Annotated in this window: 15 protein-coding genes and 1 tRNA gene; 5 read left to right on the top strand and 11 right to left on the bottom strand. The window is 62.6% G+C overall.

Going from position 1 to position 18,270, the window contains the following annotated elements; translation table 11 throughout:
• Positions 1–120: 120 nt before the first annotated feature.
• A tRNA-Ser gene (locus OGR47_RS10500) sits at positions 121–210 on the bottom strand.
• Between the two features lie 421 nt (positions 211–631).
• Here OGR47_RS10500 and OGR47_RS10495 point away from each other — a divergent pair.
• On the top strand, positions 632–1,525 hold the full coding sequence (locus OGR47_RS10495; RefSeq protein WP_165048873.1) for an outer membrane protein: 894 nt from the start codon (positions 632–634) through the stop codon (positions 1,523–1,525).
• A 240-nt stretch (positions 1,526–1,765) separates the two neighbouring features.
• On the opposite strand, the gene OGR47_RS10490 is transcribed toward OGR47_RS10495, so the two are convergent.
• The gene (locus tag OGR47_RS10490) at positions 1,766–2,599 is read right to left on the bottom strand and encodes a tetratricopeptide repeat protein (RefSeq protein WP_246729555.1); all 834 of its coding nucleotides are present in this window, start codon (positions 2,597–2,599) and stop codon (positions 1,766–1,768) included.
• 99 nt (positions 2,600–2,698) lie between these two features.
• Between OGR47_RS10490 and OGR47_RS10485 the strand changes: the two genes are divergently transcribed.
• The 3 genes from OGR47_RS10485 to OGR47_RS10475 are packed head-to-tail and all read left to right on the top strand — an operon-like array spanning position 2,699 to position 5,409.
• On the top strand, positions 2,699–4,087 hold the full coding sequence (locus OGR47_RS10485) for a leucyl aminopeptidase family protein (RefSeq protein ID WP_206527391.1): 1,389 nt from the start codon (positions 2,699–2,701) through the stop codon (positions 4,085–4,087).
• Entirely contained in the window at positions 4,084–4,935 is an 852-nt protein-coding gene (locus OGR47_RS10480; RefSeq protein WP_165048869.1) for a C40 family peptidase, read from the top strand. Before OGR47_RS10485 ends, OGR47_RS10480 begins: the two co-directional genes overlap by 4 nt.
• A gap of 9 nt (positions 4,936–4,944) precedes the next feature.
• Entirely contained in the window at positions 4,945–5,409 is a 465-nt protein-coding gene (locus OGR47_RS10475) for a MaoC family dehydratase (RefSeq protein ID WP_165048868.1), read from the top strand.
• A gap of 12 nt (positions 5,410–5,421) precedes the next feature.
• Here the strand turns inward: OGR47_RS10475 and OGR47_RS10470 are convergent, their stop codons facing one another.
• From OGR47_RS10470 to OGR47_RS10435, 8 genes are all read right to left on the bottom strand, one after another.
• Positions 5,422–6,228, bottom strand: coding sequence for a phosphorylase (locus OGR47_RS10470; RefSeq protein ID WP_165048866.1), 807 nt, complete (start codon positions 6,226–6,228; stop codon positions 5,422–5,424).
• Between the two features lie 94 nt (positions 6,229–6,322).
• Entirely contained in the window at positions 6,323–7,948 is a 1,626-nt protein-coding gene (locus tag OGR47_RS10465; protein WP_165048864.1) for an ABC transporter ATP-binding protein, read from the bottom strand.
• A gap of 30 nt (positions 7,949–7,978) precedes the next feature.
• A complete protein-coding gene (locus OGR47_RS10460) occupies positions 7,979–8,446 on the bottom strand; it encodes a type II toxin-antitoxin system VapC family toxin (RefSeq protein WP_165048862.1) in 468 nt (155 codons plus the stop codon).
• Position 8,447: 1 nt separating this feature from the next.
• Entirely contained in the window at positions 8,448–8,675 is a 228-nt protein-coding gene (locus OGR47_RS10455) for a hypothetical protein (RefSeq protein WP_165048860.1), read from the bottom strand.
• 32 nt (positions 8,676–8,707) lie between these two features.
• A complete protein-coding gene (locus OGR47_RS10450; protein ID WP_165048857.1) occupies positions 8,708–9,871 on the bottom strand; it encodes an ABC transporter permease in 1,164 nt (387 codons plus the stop codon).
• Between the two features lie 4 nt (positions 9,872–9,875).
• Positions 9,876–10,988 (bottom strand): microcin C ABC transporter permease YejB, encoded by a 1,113-nt coding sequence (locus tag OGR47_RS10445; protein WP_165048855.1) that lies wholly within the window; start codon positions 10,986–10,988, stop codon positions 9,876–9,878.
• Positions 10,989–11,148: 160 nt separating this feature from the next.
• Positions 11,149–13,047 (bottom strand): extracellular solute-binding protein, encoded by a 1,899-nt coding sequence (locus OGR47_RS10440; protein ID WP_165048853.1) that lies wholly within the window; start codon positions 13,045–13,047, stop codon positions 11,149–11,151.
• Between the two features lie 177 nt (positions 13,048–13,224).
• Entirely contained in the window at positions 13,225–15,291 is a 2,067-nt protein-coding gene (locus tag OGR47_RS10435) for a GumC family protein (RefSeq protein WP_165048851.1), read from the bottom strand.
• A 145-nt stretch (positions 15,292–15,436) separates the two neighbouring features.
• Here OGR47_RS10435 and OGR47_RS10430 point away from each other — a divergent pair, with 145 nt between their 5' ends.
• Complete coding sequence (locus OGR47_RS10430; RefSeq protein WP_165048848.1) at positions 15,437–16,624, top strand: glycoside hydrolase family 5 protein; 1,188 nt, start codon at positions 15,437–15,439, stop codon at positions 16,622–16,624.
• Here OGR47_RS10430 and OGR47_RS10425 read toward each other — a convergent pair.
• Positions 16,519–18,081: a hypothetical protein gene (locus tag OGR47_RS10425; protein WP_165048846.1), complete on the bottom strand. Its 1,563-nt coding sequence runs from the start codon at positions 18,079–18,081 to the stop codon at positions 16,519–16,521. The two genes, OGR47_RS10430 and OGR47_RS10425, sit on opposite strands and share 106 nt — an antisense overlap.
• Between the last annotated feature and the right edge of the window lie 189 nt (positions 18,082–18,270).

The raw sequence follows: 18,270 nt of genomic DNA, 5'->3' as shown, positions 1-18,270 counted from the left end.
ACGCTGATCGTCAAGATATTTCGGGCTGCAGCGTACAATCGGCGATTCTCGGCGCCTACATAGTGAGAGTGCGTGATCGGCGGCAATATCGCACCGTCGAGGACGATTCGGCGGTTCAACTGGCGGAGACGGTGGGATTCGAACCCACGATAGGGTTTCCCCTATAACGATTTAGCAAACCGTCGCCTTCAGCCTCTCGGCCACGTCTCCGCTTGCGCTGCGTCGCGCGTGAATGGGACATATGCCAAAGCGCCCCGTCTTGGCAAGCAGAGTGGCGGCCATCGGCGTCCCAATCTTCTCGAATTTGTGGAAACGGCGGCGGCCCGTGGAATTCTCGCGGGCTCCGCGTCGCCGCGCCTGATCCGAAGGGTCGAGCTGTTTGATTTCCGGCGCCCGCGATTTCCTGCCTCACTAATAGGCGGCATGGTGTCCCCATGCAACGGTCCGAGATTAACTGGCGAGCGGGGGCGAATCTGCGCATGCAGTTTGTTGACATTGGGCCAGGGCGCCTGCTGATTAATAGCGAAGCCTCTGGCGCGGAGGAATTGTTTCTCCAGCACAGCCTGGCGCTTCCTCGGAGACATGCCCTTTGGCGCGTTTCCGACCTTAGTTTTTCAAATATGAGGCTGGAATGAAAAAAATCGCTCTTTCGGTCGCCGCTCTGGCGCTGACCGCCGGCTCCGCGCTCTCGGCCGACCTTCCGTCGCGCAAGGCCCCGCCGGTCCTTCCCCCGCCGCCCCCGCCGGCCCCGCTCTGGACGGGCTTCTACGTCGGCTTGAACGCTGGCGGAACCTGGGCGAATAACACCATAGTTTATACCGGCTCAGGACGGATGTTCGATGCAGTCGCCGGCGGTTATGGTTCGTCGAGCGCGTTTCTTGGCAGCTTCCCGGCTCAGGTAAATTCGAGCGGCTTTATCGGCGGCGGCCAGGTTGGCTACAACTGGCAGTTCTACAACAGCTTCGTCGCGGGCATCGAAGCCGACATTCAGGGCATTGCCGGAAGCCGCAATACGGCTACCGTCGCGAGCGCGGTGTTCAATCCCGTGATCGGGGGCAACGCCGCTCAGATTGCGACTGTCAATCGTTCGCTCGACTATATTGGCACCGTGCGCGGCCGTCTTGGCTGGTTGGCCACGCCGACCTTGTTGGTCTATGGCACGGGCGGTCTTGCTTATGGCGGCGTGACCGCCAGCACTGGCATCCTCCAGACATTCACCCCGCCGGCTGGCGCCGCGCCTTCCATTTCGAGCGCCGGCGCTTTCTCTGATACGCGCGTCGGCTGGACGGCTGGCGGCGGCGTCGAGTGGATGTTCTGGCCCAACTGGTCTGCCAAGGTCGAGTATCTCTACTATGACCTCGGCAACGTATCCTATGCTCTGAGCCCGCTGACCAACGCCAACCCCGGTCTGAATTTCTGGAGCGTTAGCCAGTCGAGGACGCGCTTCAACGGCAACATCGTCCGCGCGGGCCTGAACTATCACTTCAATTGGGGCGCTCCCGCTCCGGTCGTCGCAAAATACTGATCGAATACGATTTCCGTTTGAATGGCTCGCGTTGGGGAATGTCATTCCCCGCGGGCTGAAAGCCCGAACGGGAATCCAGAGCCACAAAAGCGCTGTTTCTGCTCTGGATTCCCGATCGCTCGCTCAAGCGAGCGTCGGGAATGACACCGGACCAATCAAGCGGATCTCGTATAACCGAGTAGATTAAAACAGAAGGCCCGGCCGAAAGGCCGGGCCTTTTGATTTTCGAGGATGTGTTTTTTAGCGCGCCGCAGCTCGCTTCGTTCCCCCGGTCCGGCCGGCGGTGCCTGTCTGGATGTCGCGCCAGGTGTCCGATTGCGAGATCATCTGGCGGATGGAGGCGACGTTCTGCGCAGCGTCGATCGGCGGGAGATCGCGGCGCGACAGTTCCTCGGCTTCTGAGAATTTCCCTTGCAGCGCCAGCACCAAGGCAAGGTTTTGACGCACCCGCATATCCGCTCCCGGCTGATTTGCGGCGAGGCGCAGCGTCTCTTCGGCGCGCGGCAGGTTTTTCGCCAGAGCGTATGAAAGACCAAGGTTGGAAAGAACCGTCGGCTCATTGGGGCGAATCTTCAGCGCCGCTTCGTAATAGCCGCGCGCGCCCTCGTGGTCGCCGAGCTGATCGGCGAGCGACCCCTGCGTCGACAGAATCGACCAGTCGGGCCGCTCGGGCGTATGGGCCTTCTGCAGGACGTCCGCGGCCTCCTTGACATTGCCGGCGTCGGCAAGCGCCTTGCCATAGGCGCCCAGCACCTTCATATCGTCGGGGTAGCTGATGGCGAGGCCGCGCATCACGGCGACTGCCTGCGCATTTTGGTCCAGCGCATGCAAGGCCTTGGCGTAGGTCATCGCCGTCACCTTGTCTTTCGGGCTCCGGTCGTAGCGCTGCCCCCATTCCTCCGCGAATCGACGAAGCTCTCCGTCGTCCGTCGGCAGCGTGACCGAGGGGCGGCCGATGGAGCCGGTGATGTCGCCGAGGGAGGTCTTGTTGCAGCCTGAAAGGCCGATGAGCGCGGCAATGGCGGCGACGCAAAAGCGGAGCGATTTCGCAGTAGGTTGGAGCGCCTTATGCACGGCGAATCTGTTCCGTTGTCTTGTGAAAGAGCTTCTGACGCGAGCAATAAAGCGTTAACCCTAATGGATGCTTAACGGAGGCTAAACGCGCCGATGACGATGAAGCTTCAGGATTGGTCAGCCGAGGCGATCACGATCGACTTCGTGGATAAGGGCCGGTGGCGGCAAGTGAAAGAGGGCTTGCCAGCGACGGTTTCGGCGATTGCCGCGGCCAACGGATTCGAGGCGAAGCCTGGAAGCCTGCTCATCGCGCCCGCGCTCGACGGCGCCCCGGCGCGCGTCTTCTTCGGCGTAGAGGCGCCGGACGCCAAAAAGCGCGACCCCTTCCTTGCCGGCAAGCTCGCTGCGTCCTTGCCCGCCGGTCTCTACCGGCTTGGCGACGGCGTCGCCGACCCGCAGGCCGCCGCGCTCGCCTTTCTGCTCGCAAGCTACTCTTTCTCACGCTATGTCGCGCCAAAAGGCGAGAAGCCGTGTCTCTGCGCGCCGCAGGGCATAGATCGCGCGCGCGTCGAGCGCATTGCGAGCGCAGTCGCTCTCGGCCGCGACCTCGTGAACACGCCGGCAAACGATATGGGGCCGGAGGCTCTCGCGGAATCGGCGCTCGCGCTCGCCGCCAAATACGGCGCACAGTCGCGCGTGATCGTCGGCGATGCGCTGCTCGCAGAGAATTTCCCGCTGATCCACGCTGTGGGTCGCGCTGCGGCCCAGGCGCCGCGCCTCGTGGAATTCACCCATGGGCCCGAAGACGGCTTCAAGGTGACGCTCGTCGGCAAGGGCGTCTGCTACGACACGGGCGGGCTCGACATCAAACCCTCTTCCGCGATGGCGCTGATGAAGAAGGACATGGGCGGCGCCGCAATGGCGCTCGCATTGGCCGCCATGCTGATGGACGCCGACGTTCCAGTTCGGCTGCGCGTGCTGCTGCCGATCGTCGAGAATTCGATTTCCTCGAACGCCTTCCGCACCGGCGACATTTATCGCAGCCGCAAGGGGCTCACGGTCGAGGTCGGCAATACGGACGCGGAAGGGCGGCTCATTCTCGCCGATGCGCTCGCTTACGCCGCCGAGGATCAGCCCGATCTCTTGTTCGACTTCGCGACATTGACCGGCGCGGCGCGTGTTGCGCTGGGGCCGGAGCTGCCGCCATTCTTTACGGAAGACGACGCCCTCGCCGATGAGATTGCCGCTTGCGGGCGCAGCGCCAATGATCCCGTCTGGCGCTTGCCGCTCTGGGAAAATTACGACGGCGGGCTCGACGGCAAGATCTCCGATCTCGTGAGCGTCACGAGCGGCGGCTTCTCGGGCTCCATCGTCGCGGCGCTGTTCCTGAGGCGCTTCGTCAGCGATCCGGGCCGCTGGGCGCATTTCGACGTCTACTGCTGGAATCCCTCCACCAAACCCGGACGCCCCGAGGGCGGCGAGGCTCAGGCCGCGCGACTGCTGTACGATCTCATCGAGACGCGTGCGAAAAAGAAGGCGACGGCGTGAGCGAGACATTCGACCGGCGGCTGACCCCCGCGCGTCCCGACATTGCTGCGGCTCATTTGAAGGGCCGCGTCACGGCCGAGCGCTTCGTCGAAGGCGCGGTGATGGAGGTGAAAGAGGGCGTCGTCGACCTGCGCCGCGAACCGCGCCCCGATTGCCCGATCGACACGCAGGCGCTCTATGGCGAGCGCGTCATCGTCTATGACGAGGAGGAGGGCTGGGCCTGGGCGCAGCTCGCACGCGACGGCTATGTCGGCTGGATTGCCGCCAATACGCTGTGGAGCGCCTTGCGCGCCCCCACGCATCGCATCTGCGTGCCGCGTACTTTCGTCTATCCGGCGGCGAGCATCAAACAGCCGCCGCTGCTTGCGTTGCCGCTCTCAGCCGAAGTCGAGATTGTCGATTCACGCGACAATTTCCTCGTCACGCGCGATCTGGGCTTCATCTGGCGCCCGCATCTCGCGCCGCTCGACGCGACCGCGCCCGATTTCGTCGCGGTCGCGGAGACCATGATTGGCGCGCCTTATCTTTGGGGCGGCAAATCTTCGATTGGCGTCGACTGCTCCGGCCTCGTGCAGATTTCGCTCGCCGCCGCCGGCAAGCCGGCGCCGCGCGACAGCGACATGCAGGAGGCGCAACTTGGCGAGCCGGTGGACATCGGCGCGCCGCTCATGCGCGGCGATCTGATCTTCTGGAAGGGCCATGTCGGGATCATGCGTGACGCGGCGACGCTGCTGCACGCCAATGGCGCGCATATGCTCGTCTCCAGCGAGCCCCTCGATCTCGTGCGGGCGCGAAATCTCGAGGCGGGGGCCGGCGACATTACGAGCGTGAAGCGTTTGACGAGATAGCGGCGAGCAATGACGAGAACAGTTTTCTTCGACGATCTTTATGTCGGCCAACCTTTGCGCTCCGAGTCCGTCGAGGTGACGCAGGAGCAGATCCTCCGCTTCGCCCGAGACAATGATCCCCAATATTTCCACGTCGATCCGGAGGCGGCCAAAGAGAGTCTCTTCGGCGGCCTGATCGCCAGCGGCTGGCAGACCGGCGCTCTCACCTTGCGTCTATTGCTCGAATTCTGCGGACTGGATTTTGCCGGCGGCGTCATCGGCACTGATGCGCGGATTTCGTGGAAGCGGCCGGTGCGTCCGGGCGATCGTTTGCGTATCGAGGGCGAGATCACGAAGCTGCGTTCGTCACGCACGCAGTCGGGCAGGGGCTACGTCACTTTTGAGGCTTCGACCTATAATCAGGACGGCGTAACAGTGCAGACGATCGAGGCGACGATGCTCGCCTTCCGCAACCCCAATCGCGGCGCGCTGTAAACGGCGCGAGCCTCAGCGGATTTTGCAGAAATTGCGCAGCAGCCTTTTGCTGGCGACAACGCCGGCGACCGCGGGGCCCCGCGTAAGATCGGGCGAGGGATTGCCGTTGGAGAAGCCCGCTGCGAAATCCGTCACCACCGTGACGCCAGAGAAGAGCATCCCGTTACGTCGCGCAAGGATGGCTTCCGGAGCGATGCTCCAGCCGATGAGGTCGGCGCCGAGCTGTCGGGCGACCTTCGCTTCGGCCGGCGTCTCGAAGCTCGGGCCGGAGAACCACATCAAAACGCCTTCATGCACGGAAACGCCTGCGCTCCCCGCGGCGGCCTTCACGCGGCGCAGCAGGCGCTTGTCATAGGCTTCGTTCATATTGATGACGGCCTTGCCGTCGGCCGGCGCGCCGATCAGCGGGTTCAGGCCGGTGAAATTGATATGGTCGGTCACGAGCACGATGCTGCTCGGCACGAGGTCGGCCTGCACCGATTGAACGAGCCCCGTGCAGAGCACGCTGCGCACGCCCAGAAGCGCGAGGGTCTCCATCGGTCCGGCCATGAGGCTCGGATCGCCGGTCTCGTGGAAGGTCGACGTCCCTTTGAGCAATACCGCCGGGGCGCCATCGACCATGGACACGATCAGCTCGCCGTCCTCGACGCCGGGTGCGACGGGAAAGCCCGGCAGCTCGGCATAGGGGAAGGCGGCGATGCGCTCGCCAATATCCGCCGAGCTGAAAAACAAACGCCCTAAAATAATTGCGCTGTCGACCGCGCCAATGTCGCAGCGCGACTTGATAATTGCCGCAGCTTCTTCAGCGGGGGCGCTCATATGAACCTCTATTGTCCAAGGGAGAATCGTTACGAACTCTTCCTTGGATTGTCGCAGCGCCGGCAGCCGCGATCAAGCATGGCAATAGCTGCGCTTAGGGCAGTTCTTTATCGGAAAGCTCCAATTTGTCGCGGAAGGCCGCCGCAAAGAGCGCGCGCGTATAGTCGCTTTCCGGCTCAGCGAAGAGCTTCGCGGCCGGGCCGGAATCGACGACCTTCCCGTACCGCATCACGATCAGCTCGCCGGCGAGCGCCTTTACGACGCGCAGATCGTGGCTGATGAAGAGATAGGCGAGGCCGCGCCGCCGTTGAAGATCGCGCAGCAGATCAATGATTTGCGCCTGCACGGTCATGTCGAGCGCCGACGTCGGCTCGTCGAGCACGACGAATTTCGGCTCCAGCACAATGGCGCGGGCGATGGCGATGCGCTGGCGCTGGCCGCCCGAGAACTCGTGCGGATAGCGATCCATGGTCTCGGGATCGAGGCCCGTCTCCTTCAAAGCGCGCGCGACGATTTCACGGCGTTCGTCGAGCGTCAGCTCCGGCCGCTGCACGGTGAGCCCTTCCGCGACGATATCGGCGACCGACATGCGCGGAGAAAGCGAGCCATAGGGGTCCTGAAAGACCACCTGCATGTCGCGCCGAAGCGGCCGCATTTCCGCAACGCTCTTGCCGTCGATGCGCGCGCCCAGAAAAACGATCGGCCCCTCCGAGCGGATGAGGCGTAGCATGGCGAGCGCCAGGGTCGTCTTGCCAGAGCCGGATTCGCCCACGACGCCGACCGTGCCGCCTTGGCGCACCGTGACGCTGACGCCGTCGACCGCCTTTACGTGATCGACAGTGCGGCGCATGAAGCCGCGTTTGATCGGGAACCAGACGCGCAGATTGTCGGCCGAGACGACGACCGGCGCATTCTGGTCCTCAACGATGGGATCGCCCTTGGGTTCGGCGGTGAGCAGCGCTTTCGTATAGGGATGGCTAGGCGCCTCGAAGACCTTCGCCACGTCGCCGCTTTCGACTATCCGGCCTTTCTGCATGACGCAAACCGTGTCGGCGAAGCGCCGCACCAGGTTAAGGTCATGCGTGATGAACAGGATCGCCATGCCGTAGGTCTGCTGCAGACGTTCGAGCAGCGCGATGATCTGCGCCTGCACGGTGACGTCGAGCGCCGTCGTCGGCTCGTCGGCGATGAGAAGGTCGGGCTTATTGGCGAGCGCCATGGCGATCATGACGCGCTGCCGTTGGCCGCCGGAGAGCTGGTGCGGATAGGCGCCGAGCCGCGCCTCTGGGTTGGGGATGCCGACTTCGGTCAGAAGCTCGACGACGCGCTTGCGCAGGGCCTCGCTTCCGCGCATGCCGTGCAGCTCCAGAATCTCGGCGATCTGCTGCTCGATGGTTTGCAGCGGATTGAGCGAGGTCATGGGCTCTTGGAAGACCATGGTGATCCGCGCCCCGCGGACGGCGCGAAGCTCGCCGTCGCTAACTTTCAGCATGTCCTGGCCAGCAAAGAGCGCCTCGCCCGTCGCAATGGCGCCGGGCGGCAGGAGCCGCACAATGGAGAGGGCGCTGATGGATTTGCCCGAGCCAGACTCGCCGACGAGCGCCAGCGTCTTGCCGCGTTCGAGCGAAAAGGAGACGCGATCCACGGCGATCGTTTCGCGCCCGCCTTGCAGGAACGCGACCGAGAGATTGCGGACGTCGAGGAGGGGGGAGGTGGTCATGGGCGTCGCTTTAAATTCGTTCATCGGCGCTCACGAGTTGTTGGACCAGGCGTCGAGAATGCGGTCGACTCCTGACCTGTCAGGCTCGACGAAAGTCATGCCATGCGGCGGTCTGATCCGCTTGTCGCCAGATAGGAAGAAGTCGCATTGCGTGTGGATGGCCGTAACGACATGGATAGCGTCTGGCAAGCGATGAGGCACAGCCTGACGCAGGTCTGCCGTCTCGATTAGGATTTCTCGGGTTATGGGCCGCAAATCCACGAGGCGACTCCAGACAAGTAGGTCGAGATACAGGCGACGCTTCACCCCCAAGGGTAGAGTCCCGGCGCGTGATGTAGGGGCCAGAAGCTCTGCAAGCGTGAGTTCGCTCGTTACGACTGAGAGCGGCCTTCCCCGCAGAGTGAGGAGGAGATTCTGGACAGGCTCGGCCTCGTTCTGCGGCAATTCGAACCCGGCGATAAATGCGTTCGTGTCCATATAGACCAGAGGCGCGGGCACGTCAGGGCGCGCCCCACTCGTCGCGCACGGCGTCGATGTCCGCATTTATCTCGCGCTGAGACGCATAGACGTCTCGGCGCAATGCGAACATTTCTTCCAGGGACATGACCTTCTCGGGGCGATCCTCGGCTTCCAGCGTGACGGTAACCTGAGAGCACGGGTCCAGGCCGGCTTTCAGCTCTTCTGGCAGTTTCTCCGCCGGGAAGTGCCGTCGCACGATCTTGTTCATGGCCTTGGCCTCCTGAGGCATCCTACCACGGATCACTGGAAATTCTTCCTCGGATCGAAGGCGTCGCGCACGGCCTCGCCGATGAAGACGAGCAGCGACAGCATGAGCGCGATGATGGCGAAGCCGGTGAGGCCCAGCCACGGCGCCTGGAGGTTGGATTTGCCTTGCAGCAGCAATTCGCCGAGCGAGGGCGAGCCGGGCGGCAGACCGAAGCCTAAGAAGTCCAGCGCCGTCAGCGTCGTGATCGACGAATTGAGGATGAAGGGCAGGAAGGTCAGCGTCGCCACCGTGGCGTTCGGCAGGAGATGCTTCACGATGATGTGAAAATTCGACAGTCCCAGCGCCCGAGCGGCGTTCACATACTCGAAATTGCGGGCGCGAAGGAACTCGGCGCGCACGACGTGAACAAGCGATACCCAGGAAAAGAGCAGCAAGATTCCCAGCAGCACGAAAAAGCCCGGCGTCAGGAAGGACGAGATGATGATGAGCAGATAGAGCTGCGGCAGCGACGACCAGACCTCGATGAAGCGCTGGAACACCAGATCCACGCGCCCGCCGAAATAACCTTGTATGGCCCCCGCGGCGACCCCGACGATCGAGGAGATCGTCGCGAGGATGAGCCCGAACAGCACCGAGATACGGAAACCGTAAAGAAGCCGCGCCACGACATCGCGGCCCTGATCATCCGTGCCCAGCCAGTTATATTCCAGCGCCGCGCAGCCCCGGTTGGCTTCGCCCGGATGCAGGCCCTTGGCGGCGGCGGCTTCGCATTGCTTCGGCGTCAGCATCCAGGTCGGCGGCGAGGGCGCCGGCACCGGAAGCTCGAGATTATGCGTGTCGTAGGAGTAGTGGACCGGCGGCCAGAGCATCCAGCCATGCGCCTCGATCTCATTGGCGATCACCGGATCGCGATAATCCGTGCGGGCGAGGAAGCCACCGAACTTCTCCTCCGGATAGGCGACGAAAGCCGGGAATAGAAGCTCGCCCTTGTACCAGGCGACAATCGGTCGGTCGTTGGCGAGGATGTTGGAGAGGAGCGACATGACGAAGAGCGTCATGAAGATCCAGAAGGACCAATAGCCCCTTTTGTTGGCTTTGAAACTGGCGAGCCGGCGCTGGTCGAGCGGCGAGAGCCGTAGCAACCCTTCGCGGGCGATGGGCGGGGCAAGCTTGATATCGGAGTCGATCACGCTCATCGGCTCAAACCTCGCGCGTCTCGAAATCGATCCTCGGATCGATCCATGTGTAGGTGAGGTCGGAGATCAGATTTACGACCAGGCCGAGCAAGGCGAAGATATAGAGATTGGCGAAGACCACCGGATAATCTCGGTTCACGATGCTTTCGAAGGAGAGATAGCCGAGCCCATCGAGCGAAAAAATCGTTTCGATCAGCACGGAGCCTGTCAGGAAAGCGTGCACGAAGGCGCCGGGGAAACCCGCGATGACGATCAGCATGGCGTTGCGGAAGACGTGGCCGTAGAGAACGCGGTTCTCGGTCAGGCCCTTCATGCGCGCCGTCTGGACATATTGCTTGCGGATCTCGTCGAGGAAGGAGTTCTTGGTCAGGAAGGTCTGAGTGGCGAATGCGCCGAGCGTCATGGCGCTCACCGGCAGCACGATATGCCAGAGATAATCCTTTACCTTGTCGATGAGCGAGAGCTGCCCGAAATCATCCGACGTGAGGCCGCGTAGCGGGAAAATCTGCCAGAAGGAGCCGCCGGCGAACAGCACGATCAGCAGCATGGCGAAGAGGAAGCTCGGTATCGCGTAGCCGACGATGATGACGTTGGAGGTCCAGGTGTCGAACCGCGTTCCATCGCGCACCGCCTTGGCGATGCCGAGCGGAATGGAGATCGAATAAGAGAGAAGCGTCATCCACAGGCCGAGCGACATGGAGACCGGAAGCTTCTCGCCGATCAGCTTGATGACGCTTTCGTCGCGGAAATAGCTGCGGCCGAAATCGAACATGGCGTAGTTTTTCACCATCAGCAGGAAGCGCTCCCAGGCCGGCTTGTCGAAGCCGAACTGCTTTTCCAGTTCTGCGATGAATTTCGGATCGAGGCCCTGCGCGCCGCGATATTTGGACGAGGTATCGGCCGCGCCGCCCGTCGCCTGTGCGCCACCCGAGTGGCCGACGTCGCCGCCTCCTCCCGAAAAGCGCGCGGTCGCGCCGACGTCGAAGCCTTGCAGCTGCGCGATGATCCGCTCGACCGGCCCGCCCGGCGCGAACTGCACGATGGCGAAGGAAATGAGCATGATTCCGAGAATGGTCGGGATCATCAGCAGCACGCGTCGCGCGATATAGGCGCCCATTTGTCTATGTTTCCCGTTCGGATGTCATTCCCGGCGGGCCAAAGGCCCGACCGGGAATCCAGGGCAGCAACAAGGTTCGTCGGCTTTGCTCTGGATTCCCGATCGATGCTTCGCATCGTCGGGAATGACAGTCGCGCTTGCCAAGCAGCTACCCGGAAGGTCACCGTCCTGTGAAGTTGATTTTCTTGGCCTTCTCTTCGTCCCACCACCAGGTGGAGGTATAGCCCACATCATATTTCGGCGGCTGGTCGGGTCTGCCGAAGACATCCCAATGGGCGATGCGGTCGACCGGCGTATAATAATGGAAGAGCGTATAATGCCCGGCGCGCAGCACGCGGTCGAGCGCGCGGCAGACGGTGACGAGCTCGGCGCGCGTTTCCACCTTGAGCGCCTTGTCGATCAACGCGTCGATCGCCTTGCTCGAAATGCCGGCGAGATTGCGCGAGCCGTGGAAGGTCGCCGCCTCGGAGCCGAAATAATTGCGCAGCTCCTCACCCGGCGAGTGGCTCATCAGCATGTTGTCGACCGTGACGTCGAAGTCGAACGTCTCCATCCGCTGCTTGTATTGCGCGCTGTCGATCACCCGGAAGGTGGCGGTCACGCCGAGCAGCTTCAGGTTCTTGATGAAGGGCAGGGTGAGGCGCTCGAAGAGATTATAGCGGTCGAGGAACTGGAATTCGAGCGGATTGCCGTCGGGAAGAAACAGTTTCTCGCCCTTGCGCACGCAGCCGGCCGCCAGCAGCAGCTCATTGGCCTTGCGCAGGAGGTTGCGGTCCTGGCCGGAGCCGTCCGAAACCGGCGGCATAGGCGCGGGGCCGAAAACCTGCGGCGAGAGCTCGGCGCGGAACGGCTCGAGCAAGGCGAGCTCCGCGGCGTCGGGTTCGCCGGTCGCCGCCAGATCAGAGTTCTCGAAATAGGAGGTGACGCGCTTATAGGCGTCATACATCAGATTGTGGCTCGCCCATTGGAAATCGAAGGCGTAGCCGAGCGCCTCGCGGATGCGGGCGTCTTTGAACATCGGACGGCGGGTGTTGAAGCACCAGCCCTGAATGCCGGGGATGCGATTATTCTGGAAGGTCTCCTTGAGGACCCGCTTCTCGCGCACGGCGGGGAAGTCGTAGCCCGTCGCCCAGATGCGCGCCGTATCCTCCACCCGCAGCGTATAGGTTCCGGCCTTGAAGCCTTCAAAGGCGACATTGCTGTCGCCGAAATATTCGAACTTGATATGGTCGAAATTGTTCTGACCGACGTTCACGGGTAGGTCCTTGCCCCAATAATCCGCGACGCGATCGAAGCCGTTGAAGCGGCCCTGATCGAAAGCCCCGATCTTATAGGCGCCTGAGCCGAGCGGCGGCTCGAGCGTGGTCTCGTCGAAGGCGCGATTGGCGTAATAGGCCTTTGAGAAGATCGGTTGTCCGGCGATGACGAGCGGCAGATCGCGCGTGCGGCCCGGCGCCAGCTTGACGACGAGAACGTCGGCCGCCTCGGGCTCAGCGGAGACGAGATCGCGCAGCATTTGCGCGATGATCGGATGGCCCTTGCTCTTGAGGATATTGAGCGAGAAGGCGCAGTCCTCGGCCGTGAGCGGCGAGCCATCGTGGAAGCGAGCCTCTTTGCGCAGCAGGAACCGATAGGTGAGCTTATCCGGCGAGATGCGCACGGCGCGCGCGACAAGGCCGTAATAGGCGTCGCGCTCATCTAAGCTCGCCGTCAGCAGGCTGTCGAAAATGAGCGAGACGCCCTGCGCCGGCGTGCCGCGCAGAATAAAGCCGTTGAGCGAGTCATAGGTCGACGCCTGGGTCGTGAGCGTGAGTTGCCCACCCTTTGGCGCATCGCCCTTTACGTAGCCAAATTGCTTGAAGTCGGCAGGCAAAGCGAGATCGCCGAAAGTGGAGAGACCATGGGCCTCGGTCTCTCCCGGAGCCAGAGCCGGCGCGGCTGCCGCCTGTCTCACGCCCTTGGCGAAGCCGGCGGGGGCGAAGAGGGCGGCGGCGCCAATCGCGCCAGACCGGATCAGACGGCGGCGGGAGAGCGGGTAGGCGAAGGGAAGATCAGCCAAATTCGACCTCGGGCAGGGGACGGACGCGGCGAGGCGCGGTCCTCATGATTCTCCCTGAATTATGTCGGTTTTTGGCAGGGCCGCCAGCCTTTATCCCGTTCCTTCGGTAGAAGGATTTGCCGTCTTCGGGAAGCGGCGCAACCGCCGCCTCGAAGGAAGGGAAGGAAACAAGCGGCGCTATGCCGCGATCTCCAGACCTGCCAATTGCTGCGACTGTTCGGGATCGTACAGGCGGAGCCGTTTCGCGTCCGCCTTATTATAAACGACAGCAACCTCGTTCAAATCCAGCCGGTCCAGCGCGGCGTCGGCATCCTCGGCGCTCGTTTTGTCCCATTCGACGATGAAGAGCGTCTTGTCAGCCTGCGCCGCCAGAAAGCGCGCATGCGGCGCCTCCAGCGCCGGCGGGCCGTCGATGACGATGACATCGAACCAACGACGGGCCAGGTTGAGGGTCGCGCGCAGCGTCATGCCGCTCATGAGCCCGCCGACGGAGCTCCGACGCCCCACCGTGCGGCCGCCATAGGGAAGGAAAGTGTATCCGGCGGACGCCTGATCGACGAGCGCGCTTCTCAGATCCTCGCCGGAGTCCAGAATGTCGAGAAGGCCGAACCCGGAATTCCCGCCATGCTCGGCCTTGTCCGCTTCGATCAGAAGAACGCGGTCGCCGCCTTGGGAGAGATAGACGGCGATGTTTGCGGCGATCGTGGAGCGCCCTTCGCCGCGGCGAGTCGATGAAATCAACAGGATGACGCTCTCGCCGTCGCCGGCCTCGGGCGTGATATCCGCGCAAATTTCGGCGAGCCAGGGCGTGAGGTTGGGAAGGGTGTCGTCGCTGCGATCCTTGGTCTCGCTCGGAGCAAGGCGCGGCAAGAATCCTAGAACTTCCGCGCCGCCGAGCCGCTCAGCCTGCGAGGTCGTGCGCAGCGTCGTCTGGCGCCATTCGCGCGCGATCGCGTAAGCGAGCCCCGCGATCAGGCCAAGGACGGCGCTGGCGATGGCGAGCAATATGCGGCTTGGGGACGTTTTCGTCGGCGGGGTCGCAGGCGAGACGATGCGGATGTCGCTGGGTTCCAGCCCTTTGACCTGAGAAAGCTCGCGCTGGCGGTTCAGAAGCTCTTCATAGACGTCGCGTTCGGCCTTGGCCTCGCGCTCCAGCTCGCCAAGCTTCACCATTTGCGGACCAAGCTCGCCGCTTTCCGTCTGCGCGGCTTTCATCTGGCGGGAAAGATCAGCCTCCCGCTCCTGGGCTTCGAGGAAAGCCGTTTTTGCCGAGGCGACCATTCGTGTGAATTCGGCGGTGATCTGACGCCGCAGGTCAGCGATCTGGGCGTTCAGTCTCAAGACTTCCGGGTGACGCGGTCCCAGCACGGTCGCTTGGTCAGCCAGTTGGCCGGAGAGCCGGGCATAGTCGCCGCGCAGCGTGGCGAGCAAGGAAGATTGGAGGGACTGCGGCAAGCTTTCGCCGGCGTTCGCGCCCGCCTTTCTCAGGATTTCGAAGCGTGCGCGCGCTTCGGCCGCGCCAGCGCCGGCGAGGACGAGTTGCTGGTTCAGCTCGGCGATGCGCCGTTCGAGGAGCGTATTTCCCTCGCCCGCATCGGTGACTTTCAGGCGCGCTTTGAGCTGCGCCGCCGCTTCTTCCGCGCGATTCACGCGTCCCCGAAGCTCGGCGAGGCGCGCTTCGATTTCCTGCGCGGTCGTGGAATTTGCGCCGGTGCGCAATTCGTTCTGGTCGGCGACGAGTTGCTTTGCAGCGGCGTTCGCGAGGCGGGCGCTTTCCTCAGCCGAGTTCGTCGTCGCGGTGACGTCTATGACATACGTGGTGCCGCGGCGCGCGATCGTCAGCTTCGAGGCGAGTTTTTCAACGGTCGAAAGACGTTTGGCGTCTAGGGTGTCGCCTTTCCCCCCGAAATATGGGTCCTTGGTCAAGTCCAGCCTATCGACGAGCTCGGAGAGAAAGCCCTCGCCCTTGGCGACCTGCACAAGGCTCTCGATCGCGATGGCGTCGCCGCCGATGTTGGATATGACGCCGCCGGATTTTGTCACGCGTGCGCTGCGCGGATCGATCATGACGACTGCGGTCGCGGTATATTTCTTGAAAATAAAGAGCGAAGCGCCAAACATCGCTGCGGCGGCCACCGCCGCCGCCGTCAGGATGCGAAGAAAGTTGCGACGCAGGAAAAGCCAGACGGCCCCAGGGTCGATGATCGCATAGGCGCGCCGCGACGGTTCGCGCCAAAGATCCAAAACGCCGCCATCGACGGCAGAGCCTGCGCGACTCGGAGATTGGCCATATTTAGTCGCGCGCACGATCGTCACCAAAACCAATTCACCCAGAGAGCCGGGCCTAATAGAATATGCAACTCATTAACCATGAGTTACGGAAACGATAGTGAAAACGCGATTGTCGAGGCGCGACGCCCTGCTTCTTCCGCTGGCGGCGGGCCTTTCCGCAGCGACCGCGGCCGAGACCAGCAAGCGCGCAGGCGCTCGTCCGCTAAACATGGCCAAAGGCTTCAATCTTCCGGATCAGGCGCCCGCTCGCGCCGGCCGGATCGCCAGGGAAGAGACTCTGCGGCAATTGTACGGGCTCGGCATGACCCATGTCAGGCTCCCCGCTGTCGCGGAATATGTGCTGGCGCCCTTCTCGGGTCCCGCTACGATCTCGAGCGCTCTCGACGATCTCGATCGGGCGATCGAGCGTCTGCTGGGGATCGGCTATTCGGTGAGCATCGATCTGCACCCGGGATCAGATTTCAACGCTTCGCATCAACGCGATCCGCAGAGCACCCATCGGGCTTTGCTGGAAGGCTGGCCGGTATTGGCGAAGCGTATCGGAAAATGGCCGCAGGAACGGATTTTCGCTGAATTGCTGAACGAGCCCGCGACGACCGACGATCTATGGCGGCCATTCGTCGAGCAACTGGCGACGGCGGTGCGGGCGATCCTGTCGAAAACCTATATTCTCGTGGGGCCTGCCCCTGATCACCGGATCGAAGCGCTCGCGAGTTGGCGCCCGTTCGCCGACGATCGGATCGTTTACGTTTGTCACTTCTACGATCCGATGATGTTCACGCATCAAGGCGCGACTTGGGACAAGAGCGCGCCATGGGGGCGCGGATGGGGCGTTCCCTTTCCCAGCGCCGCGGGCGATCCGACTCTGTTGGCTCTCTCGCGCGCGGCTGAGAAGGAAGGCGATTCGGGGCTAGCTGGCGAGTTGCGCAACATGGCCGTACACGCCTGGGACGCCGGCGCCATATCCGCGCAATTTGCCCAGCTTGGGCGCTGGAGCGCGCAGCATTCGGCGCCCGTGATCGTCAATGAATTCGGCGTCGTCAAATGGAAGGCGAAGCGTGCCGATCGCTTGGCATGGCTCGCGGCGACACGGGCCGCGGTCGAGGCCCAAGGGTTCGGCTGGGCGCATTGGGACTATGACACATCCTTCGGCCTGCTCGACGATTCAGGGGCGATCGATCAGGGCGTCATCCTGGCGCTGCTTGGGGGAAAAACGCGATCCGTCGCTCCGAGCGTCAGTGCGACGAGCCCCATGACAACGGGCAGCGACAGCGGGACGAAATAGGCCTCCTCCTGATAGAGTCCGTTGACCAAGCAAATCAGTATTCCACCGGCCGCGAAGGCCAGCGCAGGCGAGCGCGCGAGGAGGAAGAGCCGCCAACTGCAGCGGGCGATCCAGAGATAAAATCCGATCACGAAGACCACGCAAACGCCCATCTGGAACAAGAGCACGCCGAACGCGCTTTCGACGGCGGTATCCGTCGCGCCCGCACGTTGAAAAGCCCCCCAATCAATTTTGGAGAAATCTTCGATCGAAAGATTGCCCCCCTGGCCGAGGGTATGGCCGATCGGCAGCTTGAAGAAGCCATTGAGGCCGCCGAGCAAGCCGATGACATGGTAGTCGCCTGTCCGATACCCGGAAAGGAACACGAAGAGCGCATAGGCGGCGAGCCCCGCTCCCAACCCCAGGATTGGCGCGTTGGAGCGCGCGCGCTTGGCGACGGCGACGAAGCCAATGCATCCGAGCGCAAGAATGAGCGGCCCTTTGGCGCTTGTCGCGAGCAGCAGCGGCATGGCGATCGCGGCCGAGAGCGGAAATCCATTCACGGCGAGGAATGCGATAAGGATCGAGAGAAGATAGGCGAGGCTGATCGTGTTGAAATTCGGCCCGTTCAAGCGTTGCACCTGAATGCCGAGGTCGGCTGTCAGGGTAGTGTTGAAAAGATTCGTGCGACCATAGTCCAGCGGGCTCGTGATGACCACGCCCTGTCCGGCCGCTGTTCTGATCTCGTCGACATTGAGCATGCGTTTCTCGGTGAAAAGATCGAGATAATGAAACCCGTTGGTCAAGGTGAGCCAAGCGTCATTCGCGAACAGTTCGACATAGCAACAGGCCATGATCAGCCCGAGCAGTACGAATAATGTTTGCGGCAGGGGAATGCTGTGCCTGACGCCGACGATCAGGAAGGTCTGGAACATGAAGAGCGGCAGGCTGATGTTGCGCAGATAGATGACCGCGCTGCGCGGGTTGATTGCCAGTCCGAGAATGAAATAGACGCCGACAATCGCAAGAACGCCTGCCGACGCCAGCATCATACGCGTGACAAAGGGCGAGAACGCGCCAGGCTGGCGCAGATAGCCATAAACGACCACCGCATAGCAGACGATTGTCGTGACGAAGTTGTAGCTCTTGAGAAGCTCGATGTCGGAAAAGGTCGAGTAGTTGACCGAAACCAAAGAAATAAAAACGTTCTGAAAAATATTGGCGACCAGGACGATGATCGGAACGTCCTGCTCGAAGGCCCGCGCCGCGAGGATCGACGCCACGATACAGAAAATTAGAGCGACGGGTTGGGAGGCGAGGTGCAGAGCGATTGGCGCGCCTGTCAGCAGAAAGGCGATCGAAAAGCCGCGAAGCACCTCTTCCCAGCTTGCCTGCGCGGCGGCTGGCCGGCCAGAGCCGCGGGGCGGGCCGTGACGGCGCCTATGAGAGACATTCATTGCGGGGCTGGACGCGCGCATCGAACATCCCCCCGATTCCAGGCCATGATCCGATATTTTCCGAACCGGGGCTAATATCGAGTAAACGGCGTACAGCGGTTCCAGCCATTTGAAAACGCAAACGATCTGTTCACGGCTATGGCTTACCGGTCTCTCGGACGGTCGCCTGAAACGCCTAGGCGGAGGCTTTGAAACGGACGCGCCGCTTAT

The organism is Methylocystis sp. MJC1, assembly GCF_026427715.1.
Taxonomy (GTDB): domain Bacteria; phylum Pseudomonadota; class Alphaproteobacteria; order Rhizobiales; family Beijerinckiaceae; genus Methylocystis.
Note: the sequence above shows the minus strand (reverse complement) of the source record. Positions and strands in the feature narration are given on the sequence as shown.